Source organism: Kitasatospora sp. NPDC051705 (assembly GCF_044453265.1).
In the GTDB taxonomy this organism is placed as follows: domain Bacteria; phylum Actinomycetota; class Actinomycetes; order Streptomycetales; family Streptomycetaceae; genus Kitasatospora.
This window is the reverse complement of sequence record NZ_JBITCO010000013.1, coordinates 138,291-157,124: the sequence shown is the minus strand read 5'-3', so window position 1 is coordinate 157,124 and position 18,834 is coordinate 138,291. Positions and strand designations below refer to the sequence as shown.

The following is an 18,834-nucleotide window of genomic DNA, read 5'->3' as shown; positions in this document are numbered from 1 at the left end:
CGCCACCCCTCACCGGGGTGGCGGCGGCTCCGCCGTTTCCGTCCGGCCGCCCCCTCGAACGACGGGAGCGCCCCCCGCCCGACCCTGGGGGTCGGACGGGGGGCGCTCCGGAAGGTCGGGCTAGGACCTCAGTTGTCGCCGTCCTCGTCGATGAGGAAGCCGCGCATCGGCGCCGGGGCCTGCTGCATCGGCTGCGGCGGCTGCGGACGGACCGCGGCCATCGGCTGGGTCATCCCGGCCGGCTGCATCTGCGGCGCACCGGTGTTGCCACCGGGGGCCGGCACACCGAAGCTCGGCGCCGGGGCGTTGCCGCCGAAGGAGCTCTGACCGCCGAACGACGGCGTGCTGCCACCGAAGGACGGCTGGTTGCCGCCGAAGGACGGCGCGCCGCCCATCGAACCGGCACCGGCCGGAGCCATCGACGAGGCCGCCGGAGGCAGCGACGCGGTGGCGGGGATCCGCGGCGGGGCGAGCGAGTCGTCGGCCTGCGACTCCAGCTGGCGCAGCTGGGTCTCCAGGTACGACTTCAGACGCGTGCGGTACTCACGCTCGAAGGCCCGCAGGTCCTCGACCTTGCGCTCCAGCGTGGCGCGGGCGGACTCCAGGGAGCCCATCGCGACGCGGTGCTTCTCCTGCGCGTCCCGCTCCAGGGCGTCGGCCTTGGCACGGGCGTCGCGCTCCAGGCCCTCGGCCCGGCTGCGCGCCTCGCCGACGATCTTGTTGGCCTCGGAGCGGGCCTCGGAGATCGCCTGGTCGGCGGTCTGCTGAGCGAGCGCCAGGACGCGGGCGGCGCTGTCGCCACCGGGGCCCTGCTGCTGCATGGGGCCGCCCATCGGGCCGCCCATCTGCTGCGGCGGGCCGCCCATGGGGCCGCCCATCGGCTGCATCTGCTGCTGGCCCATGCCCTGGCCCATCGGGTTGCCCATCTGCTGCGGGCCACCGGGGCCGCCCATGGGCTGCAGCATCTGACCGCCCATCGGCTGGACCAGCTGCTGCTGGCCGCCCATGGTCTGGTTCATCTGCTGCTGCGGGCCGCCCATCTGCTGGGGGCCGGCGGGGAGCTGCGGGGCACCGGAGGGCAGGCCGAGGGGCTGGTTGCCCATCTGCTGCTGCGGGCCGCCCATCTGCTGCTGCTGGGGGCCACCGGGCCCGCCCATCTGCTGCGGGCCGCCCGGGCCCTGCTGGCCGGGGACCGGCGGGCCGGATATGGCGGCCGGGACGGGGGCGCCGGGACGGCTGTCCTGCGGCGGCTCCTTCCGCATGTTGGCCTGGTTCTGGGCGGCGGCACGGGTGGCGGCCGCCAGCTTGGCGCGCAGGTCCTCGTTCTCGCGGAGCAGGCGGGTCAGCTCCGCCTCGACCTCGTCGAGGAAGGCATCGACCTCGTCCTCGTCATAGCCTTCGCGCAGGCGGACGGTCGTGAACTGCTTGTTCCGAACGTCCTCGGGGGTCAATGGCATCTCTTCACCTCAACGTGATCGTCGGCACACCGGCATCCTGTCGCATCGCTCACCTACGACTAGGGCCGCACAAGCGAGATCAGGACATACACAATGATCATCAGTACGAAGAAGGACAGGTCGAGCGCCACGCCCCCGAAACGCAACGGCGGGATGAACCGCCGAAGAAGCTTGAGCGGCGGATCCGTGACAGTGTACGTGGCCTCCAGGACCAGGACCATGGCCTTGCCCGGCCGCCACGAACGCGCGAACTGGAAGACCCAGTCCATGACCAGCCGTGCAAGCAGGAACACCAGGAAGACGGTCAGGGCGTAGTAGAGCACCGCCCACACGATGTCCATCGCGTTTTCCCTCTCCCCGGTCCGGCCCTGGGGCCTGCCGCTCGTCGCCTGTCGCTAACCCACTGTTGATCGGATCCACACGTAAAGTCGTGGCCGGGTCAGCTCTGGTTGAAGAACCCACCCTCGGCGATCCGAGCCTTGTCCTCCGCCGTGACATCGACGTTAGCAGGCGACAGCAGGAACACCTTCTGTGTCACGCGCTCGATACTGCCGTGCAGACCGAAGACGAGTCCAGCGGCGAAGTCTACGAGCCGCTTGGCGTCCGTGTCGTCCATCTCGGTGAGATTCATGATCACAGGGGTCCCGCCGCGGAACTGTTCCCCGATGGTACGGGCCTCGTTGTAGGTCCGGGGGTGCAGCGTGGTGATGCGGTAGGGCTCTCGTTCGTTCACTACCTTGGGCATGATCACCGGGGCGCTCTTCTCCAGGTTGTGGCGGCGTTCGGGTGTGATGGACGACACTGGTGCCATCCTCGGGGTCTCCTGCCGGATCGGGACCGCCGCCGGCACCGGCTGCGGGGTGATCGAGGAGACCGGGGCGGGCGCGGGGGCCGGCCGGGGAATGTCCTCGGTCCGCTGTCCCGTGCGAATCGGCTCGGGGTCCGCGTCGTAGTCGTCGTCGGGGTCGTACCCCTGGCCGTCGTACGTCTCGTCCTCCACGAGGCCGAGGTAGACCGCCATCTTGCGCATTGCGCCGGCCATGCTCCTGTCTCCTCCGCTCATGGCCACCGCGCAGGCGCCCGGTGGCTGCTTCGCGAAACGCGCACCTTCCGGTGGTCGCTCGCTCCGTGCGGACCGACTCCGTCCCGGCGGCCAGGCCGTTACGGCCCTGCCCGCGGATTCCGCGGTCCACCCACGACGGCGCGTCAGGCCGACGGCCGCTCAGAGTTCGTGGGGTGGGGGCCGCGGAGCTGCGATCCACGGTTCGCTAGCGCTCCGGGGAGCTGCTAGATTCTGTCCTATTTTGTCCTGCAGTCTGATCTACTACCCGGTGACGTTACCTGAGGGGTGACCTCACTCCGAGTACCGCCGTTCCGACGCGCACATGTGTCGCCCCGGCGGCAATCGCCTGCTCGAGGTCACCGCTCATCCCTGCGGAGACCATGGTGGCAGCAGGATGGTCCGTCCGTACGGCGGTTGCGATTTCCGCCAGCCGCGCGAAGGCCCGGGCCGGGTCCCCGGCCAGCGGTCCGGCCAGCGGGGCGACGGTCATCACACCGTCCAGCCGGAGCCCGGGCGTGTCGGCGATCGCGTCGGTGAGCTCCGCGACGTCCTCCGGGGCGACCCCGGCCCGGTGCCCGCCCTCGCCGTGCTCCTTGTCCAGGGCCACCTGCACCAGACAGCCGAGTTCGGGGCGCTCCGCCTTCAGCACCGCGGCCGAGAGCGACTCCACGAGCCGCAGCCGGTCCACCGAGTGCACGTGGTTGGCGTAGCCGACGACCGAGCGGACCTTGTTGGTCTGCAGCTGTCCGACGAAGTGCCAGTCAAGAGGAAGGTTTCTGCACTGCACTGCCTTGGGTGCGGCGTCCTGGTCGCGGTTCTCCGCGACGTCGGTCACCCCCAGGCCGGCCAGCAGCGCGCTGTCCTCGGCGGGGTAGGTCTTGGTCACGACGATCAGGGTGACCTCGTCGCGCGGCCGTCCGGCGGCCGCGCAGGCGTCGGCGATCCGCCGCTCCACCACGTCGAGGTTGGTCCCCAGCTCCTCGTACCGGGCCCGCTGGCCCTCCGTCAGCGCGTCCAGGAAGTCCGCGCTCCCCGGGAACGGTCCGTAGATGTCGTTCGTCATCAGTGATCAGGGCCCAACCAGACGTAGCTCGCGAGCCGGCCGGTGCGCTGCTCGCGGCGGTAGGAGTAGTGATCGGCGGACTCCAGGGTGCAGACCGGTGACCGCACCGGTCCCGTGACCCCGGCCGCGGCCAGCTGGGCCGCGACCCCCTCCGGCACGTCCAGTGCCGGCGTCCCCCAGGAGGTCTCGGCGAACGCGGCGGGCACCGCCGCGGCGACCTCGGCCCGCAGCGCGGCCGGCACCTCGTAGCAGCGGCCGCAGACCGCGGGGCCGGTCGCGGCGGCGATCCGGCCCGGCTCGGCCCCCAGTTCGACCATCGCCCGCACCACCGCGGGCACCACCCCGGCCGCCAGGCCCGGGCGGCCGGCGTGGGCCGCGCCCACCACCCCCGCCACCGGGTCGGCCAGCAGCACCGGGGTGCAGTCGGCGGTCAGCACGGCGAGCGCGAGCGGCCGGTCGGTGACCACCGCGTCGACCGTCGGGGCCTCCCCGAGTGGCTGGCGCTCCGTCACCACGGCGACGTCCGCGCCGTGCACCTGGCTCATCCACACCACGTCGGCCGGGTCCAGTCCGAGCTCCCGGGCGGCTATCGCCCGGTTCTCGCGGACGGCCGCCGGGTCGTCGCCCACCGCGCCGCCGAGGTTGAGCTCCCCGTACGGCGAAGTGCTCACCCCGCCCCACCGGTCGGTGAAGGCGAAGTGAGCACCCGCGCGTACCGCGTGATCGATCACTTAAGGAAGTCCGGGACGTCGAGCTCCTCCGCCGGGCTCTCCACGTACGGCTGGCGGGCCGGCTGCACCTGCGGGGGCACCGGGGCGGCGGTGGCGGTGGCCGGGGCCTCCGCGGCGCGCGGGGCGGCCGGGGCCTCGCCCTCCGAGCGGGAGGTCACCGAACCGATGCTCCCGTAGGACGGCCGGGCGGCCGGGCGCTCCGGGGCGGCGGACGGGGTGGTCGCGGCGGCCGGGGTGGACTTGACCACCGGGTCGCGGACGATCGCCGGCGGCTGCCCGCCGTCGAAGCCGGCCGCGATGACGGTGACGCGCACCTCGTCGCCGAGCGCGTCGTCGATGACCGCACCGAAGATGATGTTGGCCTCGGGGTGGGCGGCCTCGCTGACCAGCTGGGCCGACTCGTTGATCTCGAACAGACCGAGGTCGGAGCCGCCCGAGATGGACAGCAGCACGCCGCGGGCGCCGTCGATCGAGGCCTCCAGCAGCGGCGAGGAGATCGCCATCACGGCGGCCGCCTTGGCGCGGTCCTCACCGCGGGCCGAGCCGATGCCCATGAGCGCCGAACCGGCGTCCGACATGACGGACTTGACGTCCGCGAAGTCGAGGTTGATCAGACCGGGGGTGGTGATCAGGTCGGTGATGCCCTGGACACCGGAGAGCAGGACCTGGTCGGCCGAGCGGAACGCGTCGAGCACGCTGACCTGGCGGTCCGAGATCGACAGCAGCCGGTCGTTCGGGATCACGATGAGGGTGTCGACCTCCTCGCGCAGGCTCGCGATGCCGTCCTCGGCCTGGTTGGCACGGCGCCGGCCCTCGAAGGTGAAGGGGCGGGTGACCACGCCGATGGTCAGGGCGCCGAGCGAACGGGCGATGTTGGCGACGACGGGCGCGCCGCCCGTGCCCGTGCCACCACCCTCGCCCGCGGTGACGAAGACCATGTCGGCCCCCTTGAGGACCTCCTCGATCTCCTCGCGGTGGTCCTCGGCCGCCTTGCGGCCGACCTCGGGGTTGGCGCCGGCGCCGAGGCCCCGGGTGAGTTCACGGCCCACATCGAGCTTGACGTCGGCGTCGCTCATCAGGAGGGCCTGCGCATCGGTGTTGATCGCGATGAACTCGACGCCCTTGAGACCGACCTCGATCATCCGGTTGATGGCGTTGACACCACCGCCGCCGATTCCGACGACCTTGATGACTGCGAGGTAGTTCTGCGGTGCTGCCACGTCGAAGGCCTCTCGCCTCGAATTTCCGGGTCGGCCCGGCCCGACGGGGCCGTTCCGACGGATGTCGATGGGTAGGGAGCCTGGTTTCTGACTGAATGTCCGAAATGCCGACCGCCGACCCCAACCCTAAACTTGACCTTTAGGGTTAGTCCTGTGCCTCCGTCACATCACCAGGGGGCACAGTCTGGTGACACAGGACACTAGGTGGCTCCGGGCACGCGTTTCAACGAACACGCCGAGCTTCCCTTTTTCTTTTGAGCCTATGTGATCATCGGCCGGCTAAGGAAACCGGGGTGACCACCAAGGGTCGGGCCGACACTTCGAGGCGTCAACCCCTCCCTCAGGCACAGAACCTACCGGATCATCCCGACACCGCCGGCGCCTCCGGCGCACTCACGTCAAAGTTCGTGCCCTTCTGACCCATCAACGCCACCAGGACCCGGGCCTTTCGATCGATCTGTTCCGGACTCCCCCAGCGCACCGTCGCACCCCCGCTGAGCTGCAGCTGGATGTCGTCGTAGGAATGCACGAGAACCGCCCCGGCCCGCTTGGCCACCTCGGGCGGCAGACCGGCCGCCACCGAGACCGCGCCCTGCACCAGCTGCGCGCGGGAGATGACCCCGTCCGAGTCCTTCGCCTGCTGACTGAGCCGCAGTTCCACCACCGGGACCCCGGCCGGCGGGGCCGACTCGGTGGCGAAGCTCACGCCGGCGGCGTCCACCTGGGTGAACCGTCCGTCGTCCCCCTTGACGGCGGCCACCGGAGTGCGCTGGACGACCTTCACCTGGAGGGTGTGCGGCCAGCCCCGCCAGACCTCGGCCTTGGCCACCCGCGGGATCGCCTCCACCCGGTGCTGCACGGCGTCCAGGTCCACCCGGGCCAGCGGGCCGTCGCCGACCCGGCCGATCGCCTCGCGGACCTGGTCCGCCGTCAGCTTGTCGTCCTTCGCCCCCTGCACGGCGACCTCGCGCACGTCCAGCACCGAGGAGAGGAAGACCACCCAGGCCAGCACGCCGAGCACCGCGGCACCGAGCACGCTCAGCACCACGACGCCCCGCCGGGAGAGCCGGAGGCGGGGAGCGGACTCCTCGTCCTCCAGCTCGTCCTCCAGCGGGTCGGCGAGCCGGCCGTCAGCCACGGCGGCGGCCGCCGCGGGAGGCCTCGATCGCCTCGTAGACCATGCCGACCAGCAGGTCGTCGGCGTCCCGGCGGCCGAACTCGGCGGCGGCCCGGCTCATGTCCCACAGCCGCTGCGGGTCGGTGAGCACCGGCAGCACGTTCTGCAGCACCCAGTCCGGGGTCAGCTCGGCGTCGTCCACCAGCAGGCCGCCGCCGGCCTTGACCATCGGCTGGGCGTTCAGCCGCTGCTCGCCGTTGCCGATCGGCAGCGGGACGAACGCGGCGGGCAGCCCGACGGCCGCCAGCTCGGCCACCGTCATGGCGCCGGCCCGGCAGAGCATCAGGTCGGCGGCCGCGTAGGCGAGGTCCATCCGGTCGACGTACGGCACCGCGCGGTACGGCGGCATCCCGGGGATGTCCTCCACCTGCGGCAGCTCGTTCTTCGGGCCGACCGCGTGCAGGATCTGCACGCCGTACTGCTGCAGCCGCGGGGCGATCGCGGTGACCGTCTCGTTCAGCCGGCGCGCGCCCTGGGAGCCGCCGGACACCAGCAGGGTGGGCAGCCGCTGGTCGAGGCCGAAGTAGTGCCGGGCCTCCGGACGGGCGGCGCCGCGGTCCAGGGTGGCGATGGTCCGGCGCAGCGGGATGCCGATGTACCGGGAGTCGCGCAGCTTGCTGTCCGGCGTGGACACCGCCACGAAGTCGCTGTAGCGGGCGCCGATCTTGTTGGCCAGACCCGGACGGGCGTTCGCCTCGTGCACCACGATCGGCACCCCGGCCCGCTTGGCGGCCAGGTAGGCGGGCATCGCGACGTAGCCGCCGAAGCCGACCACGGCGTCCGCCTTGACCCGCTCGATGATCTCCTGGGCGGCCCGCACCGTCCCGCGCAGCCGGCCCGGGACGGTGATCAGCTCCGGGGTGGGCTTGCGGGGCAGCGGGACGGCCGGGATGAGCTCCAGCTGGTAGCCGCGCTCGGGCACCAGCCGGGTCTCCAGACCGCGCTCCGTTCCCAGGGCGGTGATCCCGATCGACGGGTCGTGCCTGCGGAGGGCGTCCGCGAGGGCCATGGCCGGCTCGATGTGACCGGCGGTCCCCCCGCCGGCGAGTACGACATGCACCGAAATTCACCGCTCCCTGCGTGCCGGCACCGGGGCCGGGCGCGCTGTGGTTCGTCGTCGTGGCAGCACCCGGGCCAGTCGCTTCCTGATCCGGGAGTTCTTGCTCCGGGCGGCCAGCGCCGCCTTCGCGCCGGAGGTGCTGCGCGCCAGGCACAGCAGCACTCCGATCGCGGACATGGCCGACAGCATGGCGGAACCGCCGTAGGAGAACAGCGGGAGCGGGACGCCCGCGATGGGCAGCAGTCCCAGCGCCGACCCCAGGTTGATCATGGCCTGCGCCATGATCCAGGTGGTGGCGGCTCCCGCGGCGTACCTGACGAAGGGGTCCCTCGTACCGATGGCCACACGGATACCCGCGTAGCCTAGTGCCGCGAAGAGGCCGATCACCGACAGCGTCCCCACCAGGCCCAGTTCCTCGCCGGTCGCGGCGAAGATGAAGTCGGTGTGCGCCTCGGGCAGCTGGCCCCACTTCTCGACGCCGGCGCCCAGCCCGGTGCCGAAGCCGCCGCCGTTCGCGAACGCGAAGACGCCGTGCAGGGCCTGGAAGCAGGCCCCCTCCGGGTCGAGCTTGGTGACGCCGATGCAGCTCAGCCGCTCGGCGCGGTGCGGGACGGTCACCACCAGCGCGGTGCAGACCACGACCGCCACCCCGAGGGTGGCCACGAACAGCCGCAGCGGCGCCCCGACCATCCAGAGCAGCGCGAACAGCATCGCCACCAGGATCATCGAGGTGCCCATGTCGCCGCCGAACATGATCAGCGCGAGCAGCAGCAGGGCCCCCGGCACCAGCGGGACGAGCAGGTGCTTCCAGGAGGTCAGGGTGCCGGCCTTCTGCTTGCGGGCGAGCAGGTCGGCGCCCCAGAGCACCAGCGCGAGCTTGGCGAACTCGGAGGGCTGGAACTGGAAGAACCCGAAGTCCAGCCAGTTCTGGTTGCCGTTGATCCGCACCCCGATGCCGGGCACGGCGACCAGTGTGAGCGCGCCGATCACCCCGAACATCACCGGGTAGACGATCACCCGCAGCACGGCCAGCGGCACGGAGGCGAAGCCGATCAGCAGGACCAGCCCCAGGGTGGCCGCGACCAGCTGTTTGAGGAAGTAGTACTGGGCCGAGTGGTGCTGGCCCAGGGCGAGGATCTGCGAGGCCGAGAAGACCATCATCAGACCGAGGACGACCAGCAGCAGCGTGGTGCCGACGACCAGCAGGTAGGGCGTGAGCGGGCGGTCCAGCCAGTACCGCAGCCGGTCCCGGAAGGCCCAGACCCGGGCCAGCGGCCCGGCCGACTTGTACTTGGTCGTGGTGGCGGAGATCACTCGCCACGGCTCGGCGGCACCCTGCTCCGAAACGCCGGAATCCGCTCTGCCCTGCCCCGCCACCACGCCCCTACCCGTTCTCCCTGTACGCGGCTCGTCCGCCCGCGGGCCGCTCCGATCCGGCGCCGACGGTCGTCGGCGCGGTCCCGAGGCTCACTCGCCGGTGTCCGCCAGCTCCCGGACGGCCGCCGCGAAGAGGTCGCCGCGCTCGCCGTAGTTGGTGAACATGTCCATCGAGGCGCAGGCCGGCGCCAGCAGCACCGTGTCACCCGATCGGGCGAGCGACGCGGCCGCACGGACCACTTCGGCCATCGCCACCGCGCCAGTCTGGCCCTCGGCCGCCTCGATCACCGGGACATCCGGAGCGTGTCGCTCCAGCGCCTCCCTGATCAGCCCGCGGTCCTGGCCGATCAGGACGGCCCCCCGCAGCCGCTCGGCCGCGCCCTGGACGAGGTCGTCGAAGGTCGCGCCCTTGGCCAGGCCGCCGGCGATCCAGACGATCGGCCGGTAGGCGGCCAGCGAGGCGGCGGCGGCGTGGGTGTTGGTGGCCTTGGAGTCGTCGATGTAGGCGACCTCGCGGACCACCCCGACCTCGGCGATCCGGTGCGCGTCCGGGCGGAAGGCCCGCAGGCCCTCCCGGACGGCCTTCGGCTCGACGCCGTAGGCCCGGGCCAGCGCCGCCGCGGCGAGCGCGTTGGCGATGTTGTGCGGGGCCGGCGGGTTGACGTCCTCGACGGAGCCGAGCTCGGCCGCGCTCTTGGCCCGGTCGGCCACGAACGCGCGGTCCACCAGCAGGCCGTCGACCACGCCGAGGTTGGACAGGCCGGGGGCACCGAGGCCGAAGCCGACCGCCCGGCAGCCCTCCTCGACGTCGGCCTCGCGGACCAGCGCCTCGGTGGCCGGGTCGGCCAGGTTGTACACGCAGGCGACGACGTTGCCCTCGTAGATCCGGCCCTTGTCGGCGGCGTAGGCCTCCATCGAGCCGTGCCAGTCGAGGTGGTCGGGGGCCAGGTTGAGCACGGCCGCCGAGTACGGGCGCAGCGAGGGCGCCCAGTGCAGCTGGTAGCTGGAGAGCTCGACGGCGAGCACGTCGTACGGCTCCTCGGCGAGCACCGCGTCCAGCACCGAGACCCCGACGTTGCCGACGGCGGCGGTGCGCCGGCCGGCGGCCGTGAGGATCGAGGCGAGCATCTGGACGGTGGTGGTCTTGCCGTTGGTGCCGGTGACGGCCAGCCAGGGGGCCGGCTCGCCGGTGCCGGGCAGCGGGCGGCGCAGCCGCCAGGCCAGCTCGACGTCGCCCCAGACCGGGACGCCGGCGGCGTCGGCGGCGGCGAACAGCGGGCTGTCCGGGGCCCAGCCGGGCGAGGTGACGATCAGCCGGGTGCCCTCGGGCAGGCTGTCGCCGTCGCCGAGGCGCACCGCGGCGCCCAGCGCCTCCAGTTCGGCGGCCCGGGCGACCAGGCCCGGGCCGCTGCCGCCGTCCACCACGGTGACCGCGGCGCCGAGGCCGCGCAGCACCCGCGCGGCGCTGATGCCGGAGACGCCGAGGCCGGCGACGACGACGGGCAGGTCGGTGAAGTCGGGGTTCGTCAGCCCGGGGTCGGTCATCCGGTCACCCATCCCGCGTAGAAGAGGCCGAGGCCGACGGCCACGCAGAGGCCCTGGATGATCCAGAACCGGACCACGATCAGGACCTCGGTCCAGCCCTTGAGTTCGAAGTGGTGCTGCAGCGGGGCCATCTTGAAGACGCGCTTGCCGGTCATCCGGAAGGAGCCGACCTGGATGATCACCGACAGGGTGATGATCACGTAGAGGCCGCCGAGCAGCGCCACCAGCAGCTCGGTGCGCGAGCAGATCGCCAGACCGGCCAGGGCGCCGCCGAGGGCGAGCGAGCCGGTGTCGCCCATGAAGATCTTGGCGGGCGAGGTGTTCCACCACAGGAAGCCGAAGCAGGAGCCCATCAGGGCGGCGGCGACGACGGCGAGGTCCAGCGGGTCGCGGACGTCGTAGCAGTTGGCGGTGGCGGTGATGGAGTAGGCGCAGCTCTGGGTGTACTCCCAGATGCCGATGAAGGTGTAGGCACCGAAGACCATCACCGACGCACCGGTGGCCAGGCCGTCCAGACCGTCCGTCAGGTTCACGCCGTTCGACATCGCGGCGATCATGAAGTACGCGAAGATGACGAACAGCACCGGGCCGATGGACCAGCCGTAGTCCCGCACGAAGGACAGGTGCTGGGAGGCCGGGGCCAGCCCGCGGTCGTCCTGGAACTGCAGCGCCAGCACGGCGAACCCGAGGCCGACGATCGACTGGCCGGCCAGCTTCGCCTTGGCCCGCAGACCGAGCGAGCGGCGCTTGACCACCTTGATGTAGTCGTCCAGGAAGCCGACCAGGCCGAGCCCGGCCGTCAGGAAGAGCACCAGCAGCCCGGAGACGGTGGGGCTCTCGCCCGTTATCGCCTTGGTCGCGAAGTACGCGATCAGGGTCGCCAGGATGAAGGCGATGCCGCCCATGGTGGGCGTGCCCTTCTTGCTGTGGTGCGCCTTCGGGCCGTCGTCGCGGATGTACTGGCCGTAGCCGTGCTTGGCGAGCAGCTTGATCAGGGCGGGGGTACCGAGCAGCGACAGGATCAGACCGATCATGCCGGAGAAGAGGATCTGCTTCATTACTCGGCCACACCGTCCGCGAGGAGGGCCTCGGCCACCTTCTCCAGTCCCACCGAACGGGACGCCTTCACCAGGACCACATCCCCCGGGAGCAGCTGACTGCGCAGCAGCTCGACCGCCGCGTCCGCGTCGGACACCAGCACCGACTCCTCACCCCACGAACCTTCGTTCCTCGCGCCGAGTTCCATGCAGGCCGCCTCGCGTCCGCCGACCGTCACCAGCTTGGTGACGTCGAGCCGGACCGCGAGCCGCCCGATGGCGTCGTGCTCGGCCAGGCTGTCCTCGCCGAGCTCCCGCATCTCGCCGAGCACCGCCCAGGTGCGACGGCGCTCCGGACCGCGGCCCCCCATCGAGACCAGCGCCCGCAGCGCGGCCCGCATCGAGTCGGGGTTCGCGTTGTAGGCGTCGTTGACGACGGTGACACCATCGGCCCGGTCGACGACCTCCATGCGCCAGCGGGACAGCGCACCCGCCTCGCCCAGGGCTGTCGCGGTGTCGTCGACGGACATCCCGAGCTCCACCGCCACCGCGGCGGCGGCGAGGGCGTTCGAGACGTGGTGCTCACCGTACAGGCGCAGCTGCACGGGCGCGGAACCGGCCGGGGTGGTGAGCGTGAACGATGGCCGGCCGGTGGCGTCCAGGCGAACGTCCGTGGCCCGGACGTGGGCGTCCGGTGATTCGCCGAACAGGACCACCTTCGCCCTGGTACGGGACGTCATCGCGCGCACCAGCCGGTCGTCCGCGTTGAGGATCGCGGTGCCCTCGGCGGGCAGCGCCTCGACGAGCTCGCCCTTGGCCTCGGCGATCGCCTCCTGGGAGCCGAACTCGCCGACGTGCGCGGTGCCGACGTTCAGCACCAGGCCGATCCGGGGCGGGGTGATCGTGGTGAGGTACTGGATGTCGCCCTTGTGCCGGGCGCCCATCTCCATGACCAGGTGCCGGGTGCCGGCCTCGACCCGCAGCGCGGTCATCGGGTGGCCGATCTCGTTGTTCAGCGAGCCGGGCGGGTAGACGGTCTCGCCCAGGCGCTGGAGCAGCTGGGCGATCAGGTCCTTGGTACTGGTCTTGCCGGCCGAGCCGGTCAGCGCGACCACGGCGGTGGCCTCGGCGCGGGCGACCACGGCGCGGGCCAGCTTGCCGAGGGCGTCCACCACGCTGTCGACCATGACGGCGGGGACGCCGACCGGGCGGGAGGCCAGCACCGCGACGGCGCCGGCCGCGACGGCGGTCGCCGCGTAGTCGTGGCCGTCCACGTGCTCGCCGACGAAGGCCGCGAACAGGCCGCCGGGGCGCACCTTCCGCGAGTCGACCTCGACCGGGCCGGTCACCAGGGTGTCGGGGTCGGCGCCGTCCAGGGTTCCCCCGACTGCGGCGGCCACCTCGGCGAGGGTCAGTGCGATCACTGCTGCTCTACTCCTCGGTCGCCCCGGGCGGCCGTGGCCTGCGTGACGGACTCGCGCAGCACCTCCCGGTCGTCGAAGGGGCGGATCTCGTCTCGTACGTACTGGCCGAGCTCGTGGCCCTTGCCGGCCACCAGCACGGTGTCCCCGGCGCGGGCGCGCGCGACGGCGAGCCGGATCGCCTCCGCCCGGTCCGGGACGACCAGGACGGCCCCGCGCTCCGCCTCCGGCACCTCGGCGGCGCCGTCGAGCATGGTGGCGAGGATCGCCAGCGGGTCCTCGCTGCGCGGGTTGTCACTGGTCAGCAGGGCGGTGTCGGCGAGCCGGGCGGCGATGGCGCCCATCGGCCCGCGCTTGTGCGGGTCGCGGTCGCCGCCGCAGCCCACGACGACGTGCAGCCGGCCCTTGGTGACCTCGCGCAGTGAGCCGAGGACGGCCCGCAGGGCGTCCGGCTTGTGCGCGTAGTCGACCACCGCGACGAAGGGCTGTCCGGCGTCCACCCGCTCCAGCCGGCCCGGCACGCCGGGGACGGCGGCGACGCCGGCGACGGCCTGCTCCAGCGGCAGCCCGGCGGCGACCAGCAGGGTGATCGCGGCCACCGTGTTGGCGACGTTGAAGGGGCCGGGCAGCGGCGCGACGGCGTCGGCCTCGGCGCCGTCCGGGCCGAGCAGCCGGAAGGTGGAGCTCACCGGGCCCAGCTGGACGTCCACGGCCCGCCAGTCGGCCTCGACGGCACCGTTCGCGGAGAAGGTGGTCACCGGGATCTCGGCCTCGGCGGCCAGCCGGCGCCCGTACTCGTCGTCCAGGTTGACCACGCCGTGGCGGGACTTGCCGGGCTGGAAGAGCCGGGCCTTCGCCTGGAAGTAGTCCTCCATGTCCGGGTGGAAGTCGAGGTGTTCGGGCGTGAGGTTGTTGAACAGGGAGACGTCGTACGCCACCCCGTCGGTGCGGCCGTAGACCAGGGCGTGGCTGGAGACCTCCATGGTCACCGCGTCGGCGCCGCGCTCGGCCATCACGGCGAGGATCGCGTGCAGGTCGGTGGCCTCGGGGGTGGTGCGCTCGCTCTTGATCCGCTCGCTGCCGACCCGCATCTCGACGGTGCCGATCACCCCGGGGGCCCGCCCGGCGCCGCGCAGACCGCCCTCGACCAGGTAGGAGGTGGTGGTCTTGCCGTTGGTGCCGGTCAGCCCGATCATCAGCAGCCGCTCGGACGGACGGCCGTAGACGGCGGCCGCCAGTTCGCCCATCCGGGCCCGCGGCCGGTCGACGACGAGCAGCGGCAGACCGGTGCCGGCCGCCAGCTCGGCGCCGGCCGGGTCGGTGAGCAGCGCCACCGCACCCGCCGCCGCGGCCTGCGCCGCGAAGGCCGCGCCGTGGTGGTTGGCGCCGGGGAAGGCCACGTACACGTCGCCCGGGCGCACCGCGCGGGAGTCGTGGGTGACGCCGCTGACGGCACCCCCCTCGACGGGGTCGAGGCCCAGCTGGCGGGCCAGCTCGGCGAGCGGCAGGGCGGCGGTCCCGGCCGGGCGCGGCGGACTCACGGTGGTTTGATCGGGTTTCGGCACGGCGGGAAGGCTATCCGCCGAAGGGTGCCCAGGGCCAAACCGGGCCTTCGCCGCGCCGTCGTCCAGGCCGGCCCGTTCGTTGCTCATCCTCGCTCACGGCTTCCACTCGACGGGCAGGTTCGGCGCCTGGCTGCCGCTCGGCGGGACCTGCAGGGTCTTCAGGGTGAACTCCATCACCTGCTTGAACACCGGGCCGCAGAGCTGGCCGCCGAAGTGGCCGTTGACCGGGCCCTGCAGGGTGCAGGAGACGGTCACCCGGGGTGCGTCGGCGGGGGCGAACCCGATGAAGGAGGAGGTGTAGCCGTCGTAGCCGACGCCGTTGGCGGCGCCCCGGTCGGCGGTGCCGGTCTTGCCGGCGACCCGGTAGCCGGGGATGGCCGCCTTGCCGCCGGTGCCCTGCTCGTCGTCGACGACCGACTCCAGCATCGAGGTGAGGGTCTTCGCGGTCTGCTCGCCGACCACCCGGGTCTGCTCGCCCGGCGGGGTCGGGGTGTACCGGCCGTCCGGGCTGGTGACGCCCTGGACGATGCTCGGCGCGACCCGGACGCCACCGTTGGCGATGGTCGAGTAGACCGAGGTCGCCTGCAGCGCGTTCATCTGCAGCGGGCCCTGGCCGAACGAGATGTTGTACTTCTCCGAGGCGACCAGGTCCTCCGGCTTCTTCAGCATCCCGGAGGCCTCCCCCGGGAAGTTCAGCCCGGTCGGCCGGCCGACGCCGAACTTGCGCATGTAGGAGTCCAGGACCTTGTTGGACTCCAGCTGGTCGGCGCCGAGCGTCTCGATCGCCTCGATGGTGCCGATGTTGGAGGACTTGGCGAGCACCCCGGCCAGCGTCAGGTACCAGGGGTCGTGAGGGACGTCGTCCTTGAACTGCTGCCCGGCCCGGACCAGCCGGTTGGGCACGGTGACCTTGGTGTCCCAGTTGGCCTTGCCGGTGTCCAGCACGGCGGCCAGGCTCATCACCTTGGCGGTGCTGCCCGGCTCGTAGGCGTCGACCAGCGCCGGGTTGCCCAGCTGCGACTGCTTGGCGGTGCTGAGGTCGTTCGGGTTGATGCCGGGGGCGGTGGCCATGGCGAGGACCTGGCCGGTCTTGACGTCCTGGACGACGACGTAGCCCTTCTCCGCCCCCGAGTTGGCCACCTGGTCGGTGATCGCCCGCTGGGCGGCCCACTGGACGTCCCGGTTGATGGTGAGCTTGATGTCGTTGCCGGGGACGGCCGGGTCCCTCGACCCGCCCGCGGTGGGCACCAGCCGGCCGCCGGACTGGGCGTAGCTGCTGTGCCCGTCCTTGCCCGCCAGCTGCTTCTGGTACTGCAGCTCCAGGCCGCCCGCGCCCTCGCCCTCGCCGTTGACGAAGCCGACCAGGTTGGCGGCCAGGCCGTCGGCCGGGTAGACCCGCTTCTGGGTCTCCCGGTTGAACACGCCGGCCAGCGGGTTGGCGCACTCGTTGTCGACCCGGGTGCGGCCGCCCTGGTCGGCGGGCTTGCCCAGGAGCCGCTTCTGGGCCTGGCAGGTGCGCGAACCGGCCTGCTTCTCCAGGCCCGCCTTGAGGTCGCTGATCTGGTTCTTGGCGGCCGGGGTCTGCTGGGCGGCGAGCCGCTTGTAGCGGGTCTTGGGGGTGTGCAGGTCCGCGGCGATCCGGTCCTTGGGCACGCCGATGATCGGCGACAGCAGCGCCGCCGCCTGCTCCGGGGCGTCGGGGATGCCGGTCGCCTCCGGGGTGAACATCGCCGGGTCGGCGGTGATGTCGTACGCGTCGACGGTGGTGGCCAGGGCGACGCCATCGGAGGACGTTATCGAGCCGCGCTCGGCGGTGATCGGGATGTTGAGGTAGCGGTTGGTGTTGGCGTCCGCGGCCAGCGCGTCGGCGTCCAGCAGCTGGAGCTGCACCAGGCGCCCGGCGAACACCGAGAACACCAGCGACATCGCCACGGTGATCACTCGCAGGCGGCGCTTGGGCTCGGCCAGCCGGAGCGCCCTGGGGCGCTGCAGCGGGCGGCGCGGGCGGACGGCGGCCTGGCTGCGGGCCGGCGGTCGGCCCTCGGGGCGGCGCTGCTGCGGCGCCCGCGGGGTGCGGGCGGCGCCGGCCCCGGCGGGCTGCGCCTTGGCGGACGGACTGCGGCCGGGCTGCTGCGACCGGGCGGGCTGGGCCTTGGCGGCGGACTGCCCGCGGCCGGACTGCGGTTTGGCGGGCTGCGGCTTGGCGGGCTGGGCCTTCGGCTGCCCCTTGGCCGGCTGCCCCTTGGCGGGCTGGGCCTTGGCGCCGGACTGGCCGCGCGGCGCACCCGCGCGGGGCGCGGCGCCCTTGGGCGCCGGGCGGCGGCCGTTGCCGGAGCCCGAGCCGCCGGAGGGCTGACGTGGCGTGCTCATCGGCCGGCACCCCCGCTCGGCTGCGGAGCGGGCGCGACCGGGGAGGCCGGGTTGATCTGGACGACGGAGTCGCCGGCCGTCGCGGCCGGGCTCGGCGGCGCGGAGGGCGCGGCCGGGGCCGACGGGGCGGGCGCCGGAGCGCTCGGCTGGGCGGCCGCCGGAGGCTGCTGCTTCACCGGCCACGGCTCGACCGTCGACCGCTTCACCGGCGGGCTGTCCTGCGCCGGTCCGGGCGTGCCGATCACCTTGCCGCCGTTCGGGACGTCCAGGAAGGCCATCCCGCCGGCCGGGACCATGCCCATCTCGGCGGCCCGCTTCGCCAGCGCGTCCGGCGCCGAGCTCTGGTCGATCTGGTGCTGGAGGCCTTGCTGCTCGTCGGTCGCCACGGTGGTCTGCTTCTGCAGCCGGGACAGCTCGAAGGAGCCCTCGTTGAGCGCCGTGTTCAGCGCCAGCAGCCCGAGCAGCCCCGCCGCCAGCAGCACCACCACGAGCACGGCGAAGGGCGTGCGCCCCCGTACCGGACGCCGCCCCGGCCGGACCGTGATCCGTGCCCTGCCCTGTCCGGGGAGTGCTCCCCGCCCCGCCCGGACCTCACCGGCCACCGGCCCCACCGCTCTCCTCCGCCCTTCGGAACCCCACCGGGGCAAACGCCTCAGCCCCGCTTGCTACGGTCCCTGATCCTCTCCGCCACCCGCAGCCGCACGGGCGCGGCGCGCCGGTTCTCCTCGATCTCCTGCTCCGTGGCCAGCTCGGCACCACGGGTGATCAGCTTGAGCCAGGGCTGGTGCTCCTCCGGGATGAAGGGCAGCCCCGGCGGCGCGGTGTTGGTCGCCCCCGCGGCGAAGTACTGCTTCACCAGGCGGTCCTCCAGCGACTGGTAGGACATCACGGCGATCCGGCCGCCGACCGCGAGGACGTCCAGCGCCCCCGGGATCGCCCGGTCCAGGACCTCCAGCTCGCCGTTGACCTCGATCCGCAGCGCCTGGAACGTCCGCTTGGCCGGGTTCCCACCGGTCCGCCGGGTCGCCGCCGGGATGGCGTTGCGCACCAACTCGACCAGACGCGCGCTGTTGGTGAACGGTTCCTTCTCCCGCTCCCGCAGGATCACCGAGGCGATCTTCCCGGCGAAGCGCTCCTCGCCGTACACCTTGAGGATCCGGGCCAGGTCGCCGTGGCTGTAGGTGTTCAGCACCTCGGCCGCGCTGATCCCCCGGGTCTGGTCCATCCGCATGTCCAGCGGCGCGTCCTGCGCGTAGGCGAAGCCGCGGTCCGCCTCGTCCAGCTGCATCGAGGAGACGCCGAGGTCGAACAGCACGCCGTCGATCCGGTCGATGCCCAGGCGCTCCAGCACCTCGGGGATCTCGTCGTAGACCGCGTGCACCAGGGTCGCCCGGTCGCCGAAGGGGGCGAGCCGCTCGCCAGACAGCTTGAGCGCCTGCGGGTCGCGGTCCACCGCGACCAGCCGCACCTCGGGGAACTGGGCGAGCAGCGCCTCGCTGTGCCCGCCGAGGCCCAGGGTGGCGTCCACCACCACCGCCCCGGGGCGCGAGATCGCCGGCGCCAGCGCGTCCATGCACCGCTGCAGCATCACCGGAACGTGCTTGGGGCCCGGCTCATTGGTGGTCATGCGCGGTGGCGCCCTTCCTCAGGTGCGAAGCAGCCCGACGTCCGGGAGCTGGGACCATTCTCGCCCACCGGTTCACGGCACGACGACGCGGCCCGTGGTCCCCGCCCGCTCAGGGGGAAGG

The 18,834-nt window shown here is 72.8% G+C and carries 16 protein-coding genes; all 16 read right to left on the bottom strand.

Going from position 1 to position 18,834, the window contains the following annotated elements; translation table 11 throughout:
* Window positions 1-128: 128 nt before the first annotated feature.
* Window positions 129-1,457, bottom strand: a complete 1,329-nt coding sequence (locus ACIA8Q_RS18885) for a DivIVA domain-containing protein (RefSeq protein ID WP_387898424.1) — start codon at window positions 1,455-1,457, stop codon at window positions 129-131.
* 59 nt (window positions 1,458-1,516) lie between these two features.
* Window positions 1,517-1,798, bottom strand: a complete 282-nt coding sequence (locus tag ACIA8Q_RS18880) for a YggT family protein (protein WP_360207322.1) — start codon at window positions 1,796-1,798, stop codon at window positions 1,517-1,519.
* A gap of 98 nt (window positions 1,799-1,896) precedes the next feature.
* A complete protein-coding gene (locus ACIA8Q_RS18875; RefSeq protein ID WP_360207325.1) occupies window positions 1,897-2,499 on the bottom strand; it encodes a cell division protein SepF in 603 nt (200 codons plus the stop codon).
* 295 nt (window positions 2,500-2,794) lie between these two features.
* A complete protein-coding gene (locus ACIA8Q_RS18870; protein ID WP_360207328.1) occupies window positions 2,795-3,583 on the bottom strand; it encodes a YggS family pyridoxal phosphate-dependent enzyme in 789 nt (262 codons plus the stop codon).
* On the bottom strand, window positions 3,583-4,314 hold the full coding sequence (pgeF, locus tag ACIA8Q_RS18865; RefSeq protein WP_396317463.1) for a peptidoglycan editing factor PgeF: 732 nt from the start codon (window positions 4,312-4,314) through the stop codon (window positions 3,583-3,585). The genes ACIA8Q_RS18870 and pgeF overlap by 1 nt, the downstream gene beginning before the upstream one ends.
* A complete protein-coding gene (gene ftsZ, locus ACIA8Q_RS18860) occupies window positions 4,311-5,534 on the bottom strand; it encodes a cell division protein FtsZ (RefSeq protein ID WP_360207333.1) in 1,224 nt (407 codons plus the stop codon). Before ftsZ ends, pgeF begins: the two co-directional genes overlap by 4 nt.
* Window positions 5,535-5,895: 361 nt before the next feature.
* The gene (locus ACIA8Q_RS18855; RefSeq protein ID WP_387898420.1) at window positions 5,896-6,672 is read right to left on the bottom strand and encodes a cell division protein FtsQ/DivIB; all 777 of its coding nucleotides are present in this window, start codon (window positions 6,670-6,672) and stop codon (window positions 5,896-5,898) included.
* A complete protein-coding gene (gene murG / locus ACIA8Q_RS18850) occupies window positions 6,665-7,771 on the bottom strand; it encodes an undecaprenyldiphospho-muramoylpentapeptide beta-N-acetylglucosaminyltransferase (protein ID WP_360207338.1) in 1,107 nt (368 codons plus the stop codon). Before murG ends, ACIA8Q_RS18855 begins: the two co-directional genes overlap by 8 nt.
* Window positions 7,772-7,777: 6 nt before the next feature.
* Window positions 7,778-9,085: a putative lipid II flippase FtsW gene (ftsW, locus tag ACIA8Q_RS18845; protein WP_396317462.1), complete on the bottom strand. Its 1,308-nt coding sequence runs from the start codon at window positions 9,083-9,085 to the stop codon at window positions 7,778-7,780.
* Between the two features lie 153 nt (window positions 9,086-9,238).
* Window positions 9,239-10,693, bottom strand: a complete 1,455-nt coding sequence (gene murD, locus ACIA8Q_RS18840; protein ID WP_396317461.1) for a UDP-N-acetylmuramoyl-L-alanine--D-glutamate ligase — start codon at window positions 10,691-10,693, stop codon at window positions 9,239-9,241.
* Window positions 10,690-11,751, bottom strand: coding sequence for a phospho-N-acetylmuramoyl-pentapeptide-transferase (mraY, locus tag ACIA8Q_RS18835; protein ID WP_360207344.1), 1,062 nt, complete (start codon window positions 11,749-11,751; stop codon window positions 10,690-10,692). The genes murD and mraY overlap by 4 nt, the downstream gene beginning before the upstream one ends.
* Complete coding sequence (murF, locus tag ACIA8Q_RS18830) at window positions 11,751-13,154, bottom strand: UDP-N-acetylmuramoyl-tripeptide--D-alanyl-D-alanine ligase (protein WP_396317460.1); 1,404 nt, start codon at window positions 13,152-13,154, stop codon at window positions 11,751-11,753. Before murF ends, mraY begins: the two co-directional genes overlap by 1 nt.
* A complete protein-coding gene (locus ACIA8Q_RS18825) occupies window positions 13,151-14,716 on the bottom strand; it encodes a UDP-N-acetylmuramoyl-L-alanyl-D-glutamate--2,6-diaminopimelate ligase (protein WP_396317459.1) in 1,566 nt (521 codons plus the stop codon). The genes murF and ACIA8Q_RS18825 overlap by 4 nt, the downstream gene beginning before the upstream one ends.
* Window positions 14,717-14,809: 93 nt before the next feature.
* A complete protein-coding gene (locus ACIA8Q_RS18820; RefSeq protein WP_360207353.1) occupies window positions 14,810-17,086 on the bottom strand; it encodes a penicillin-binding transpeptidase domain-containing protein in 2,277 nt (758 codons plus the stop codon).
* Window positions 17,083-17,580: a hypothetical protein gene (locus ACIA8Q_RS18815; protein WP_387898404.1), complete on the bottom strand. Its 498-nt coding sequence runs from the start codon at window positions 17,578-17,580 to the stop codon at window positions 17,083-17,085. The genes ACIA8Q_RS18820 and ACIA8Q_RS18815 overlap by 4 nt, the downstream gene beginning before the upstream one ends.
* A 158-nt stretch (window positions 17,581-17,738) precedes the next feature.
* Window positions 17,739-18,713, bottom strand: a complete 975-nt coding sequence (gene rsmH / locus ACIA8Q_RS18810) for a 16S rRNA (cytosine(1402)-N(4))-methyltransferase RsmH (protein ID WP_360207358.1) — start codon at window positions 18,711-18,713, stop codon at window positions 17,739-17,741.
* Between the last annotated feature and the right edge of the window lie 121 nt (window positions 18,714-18,834).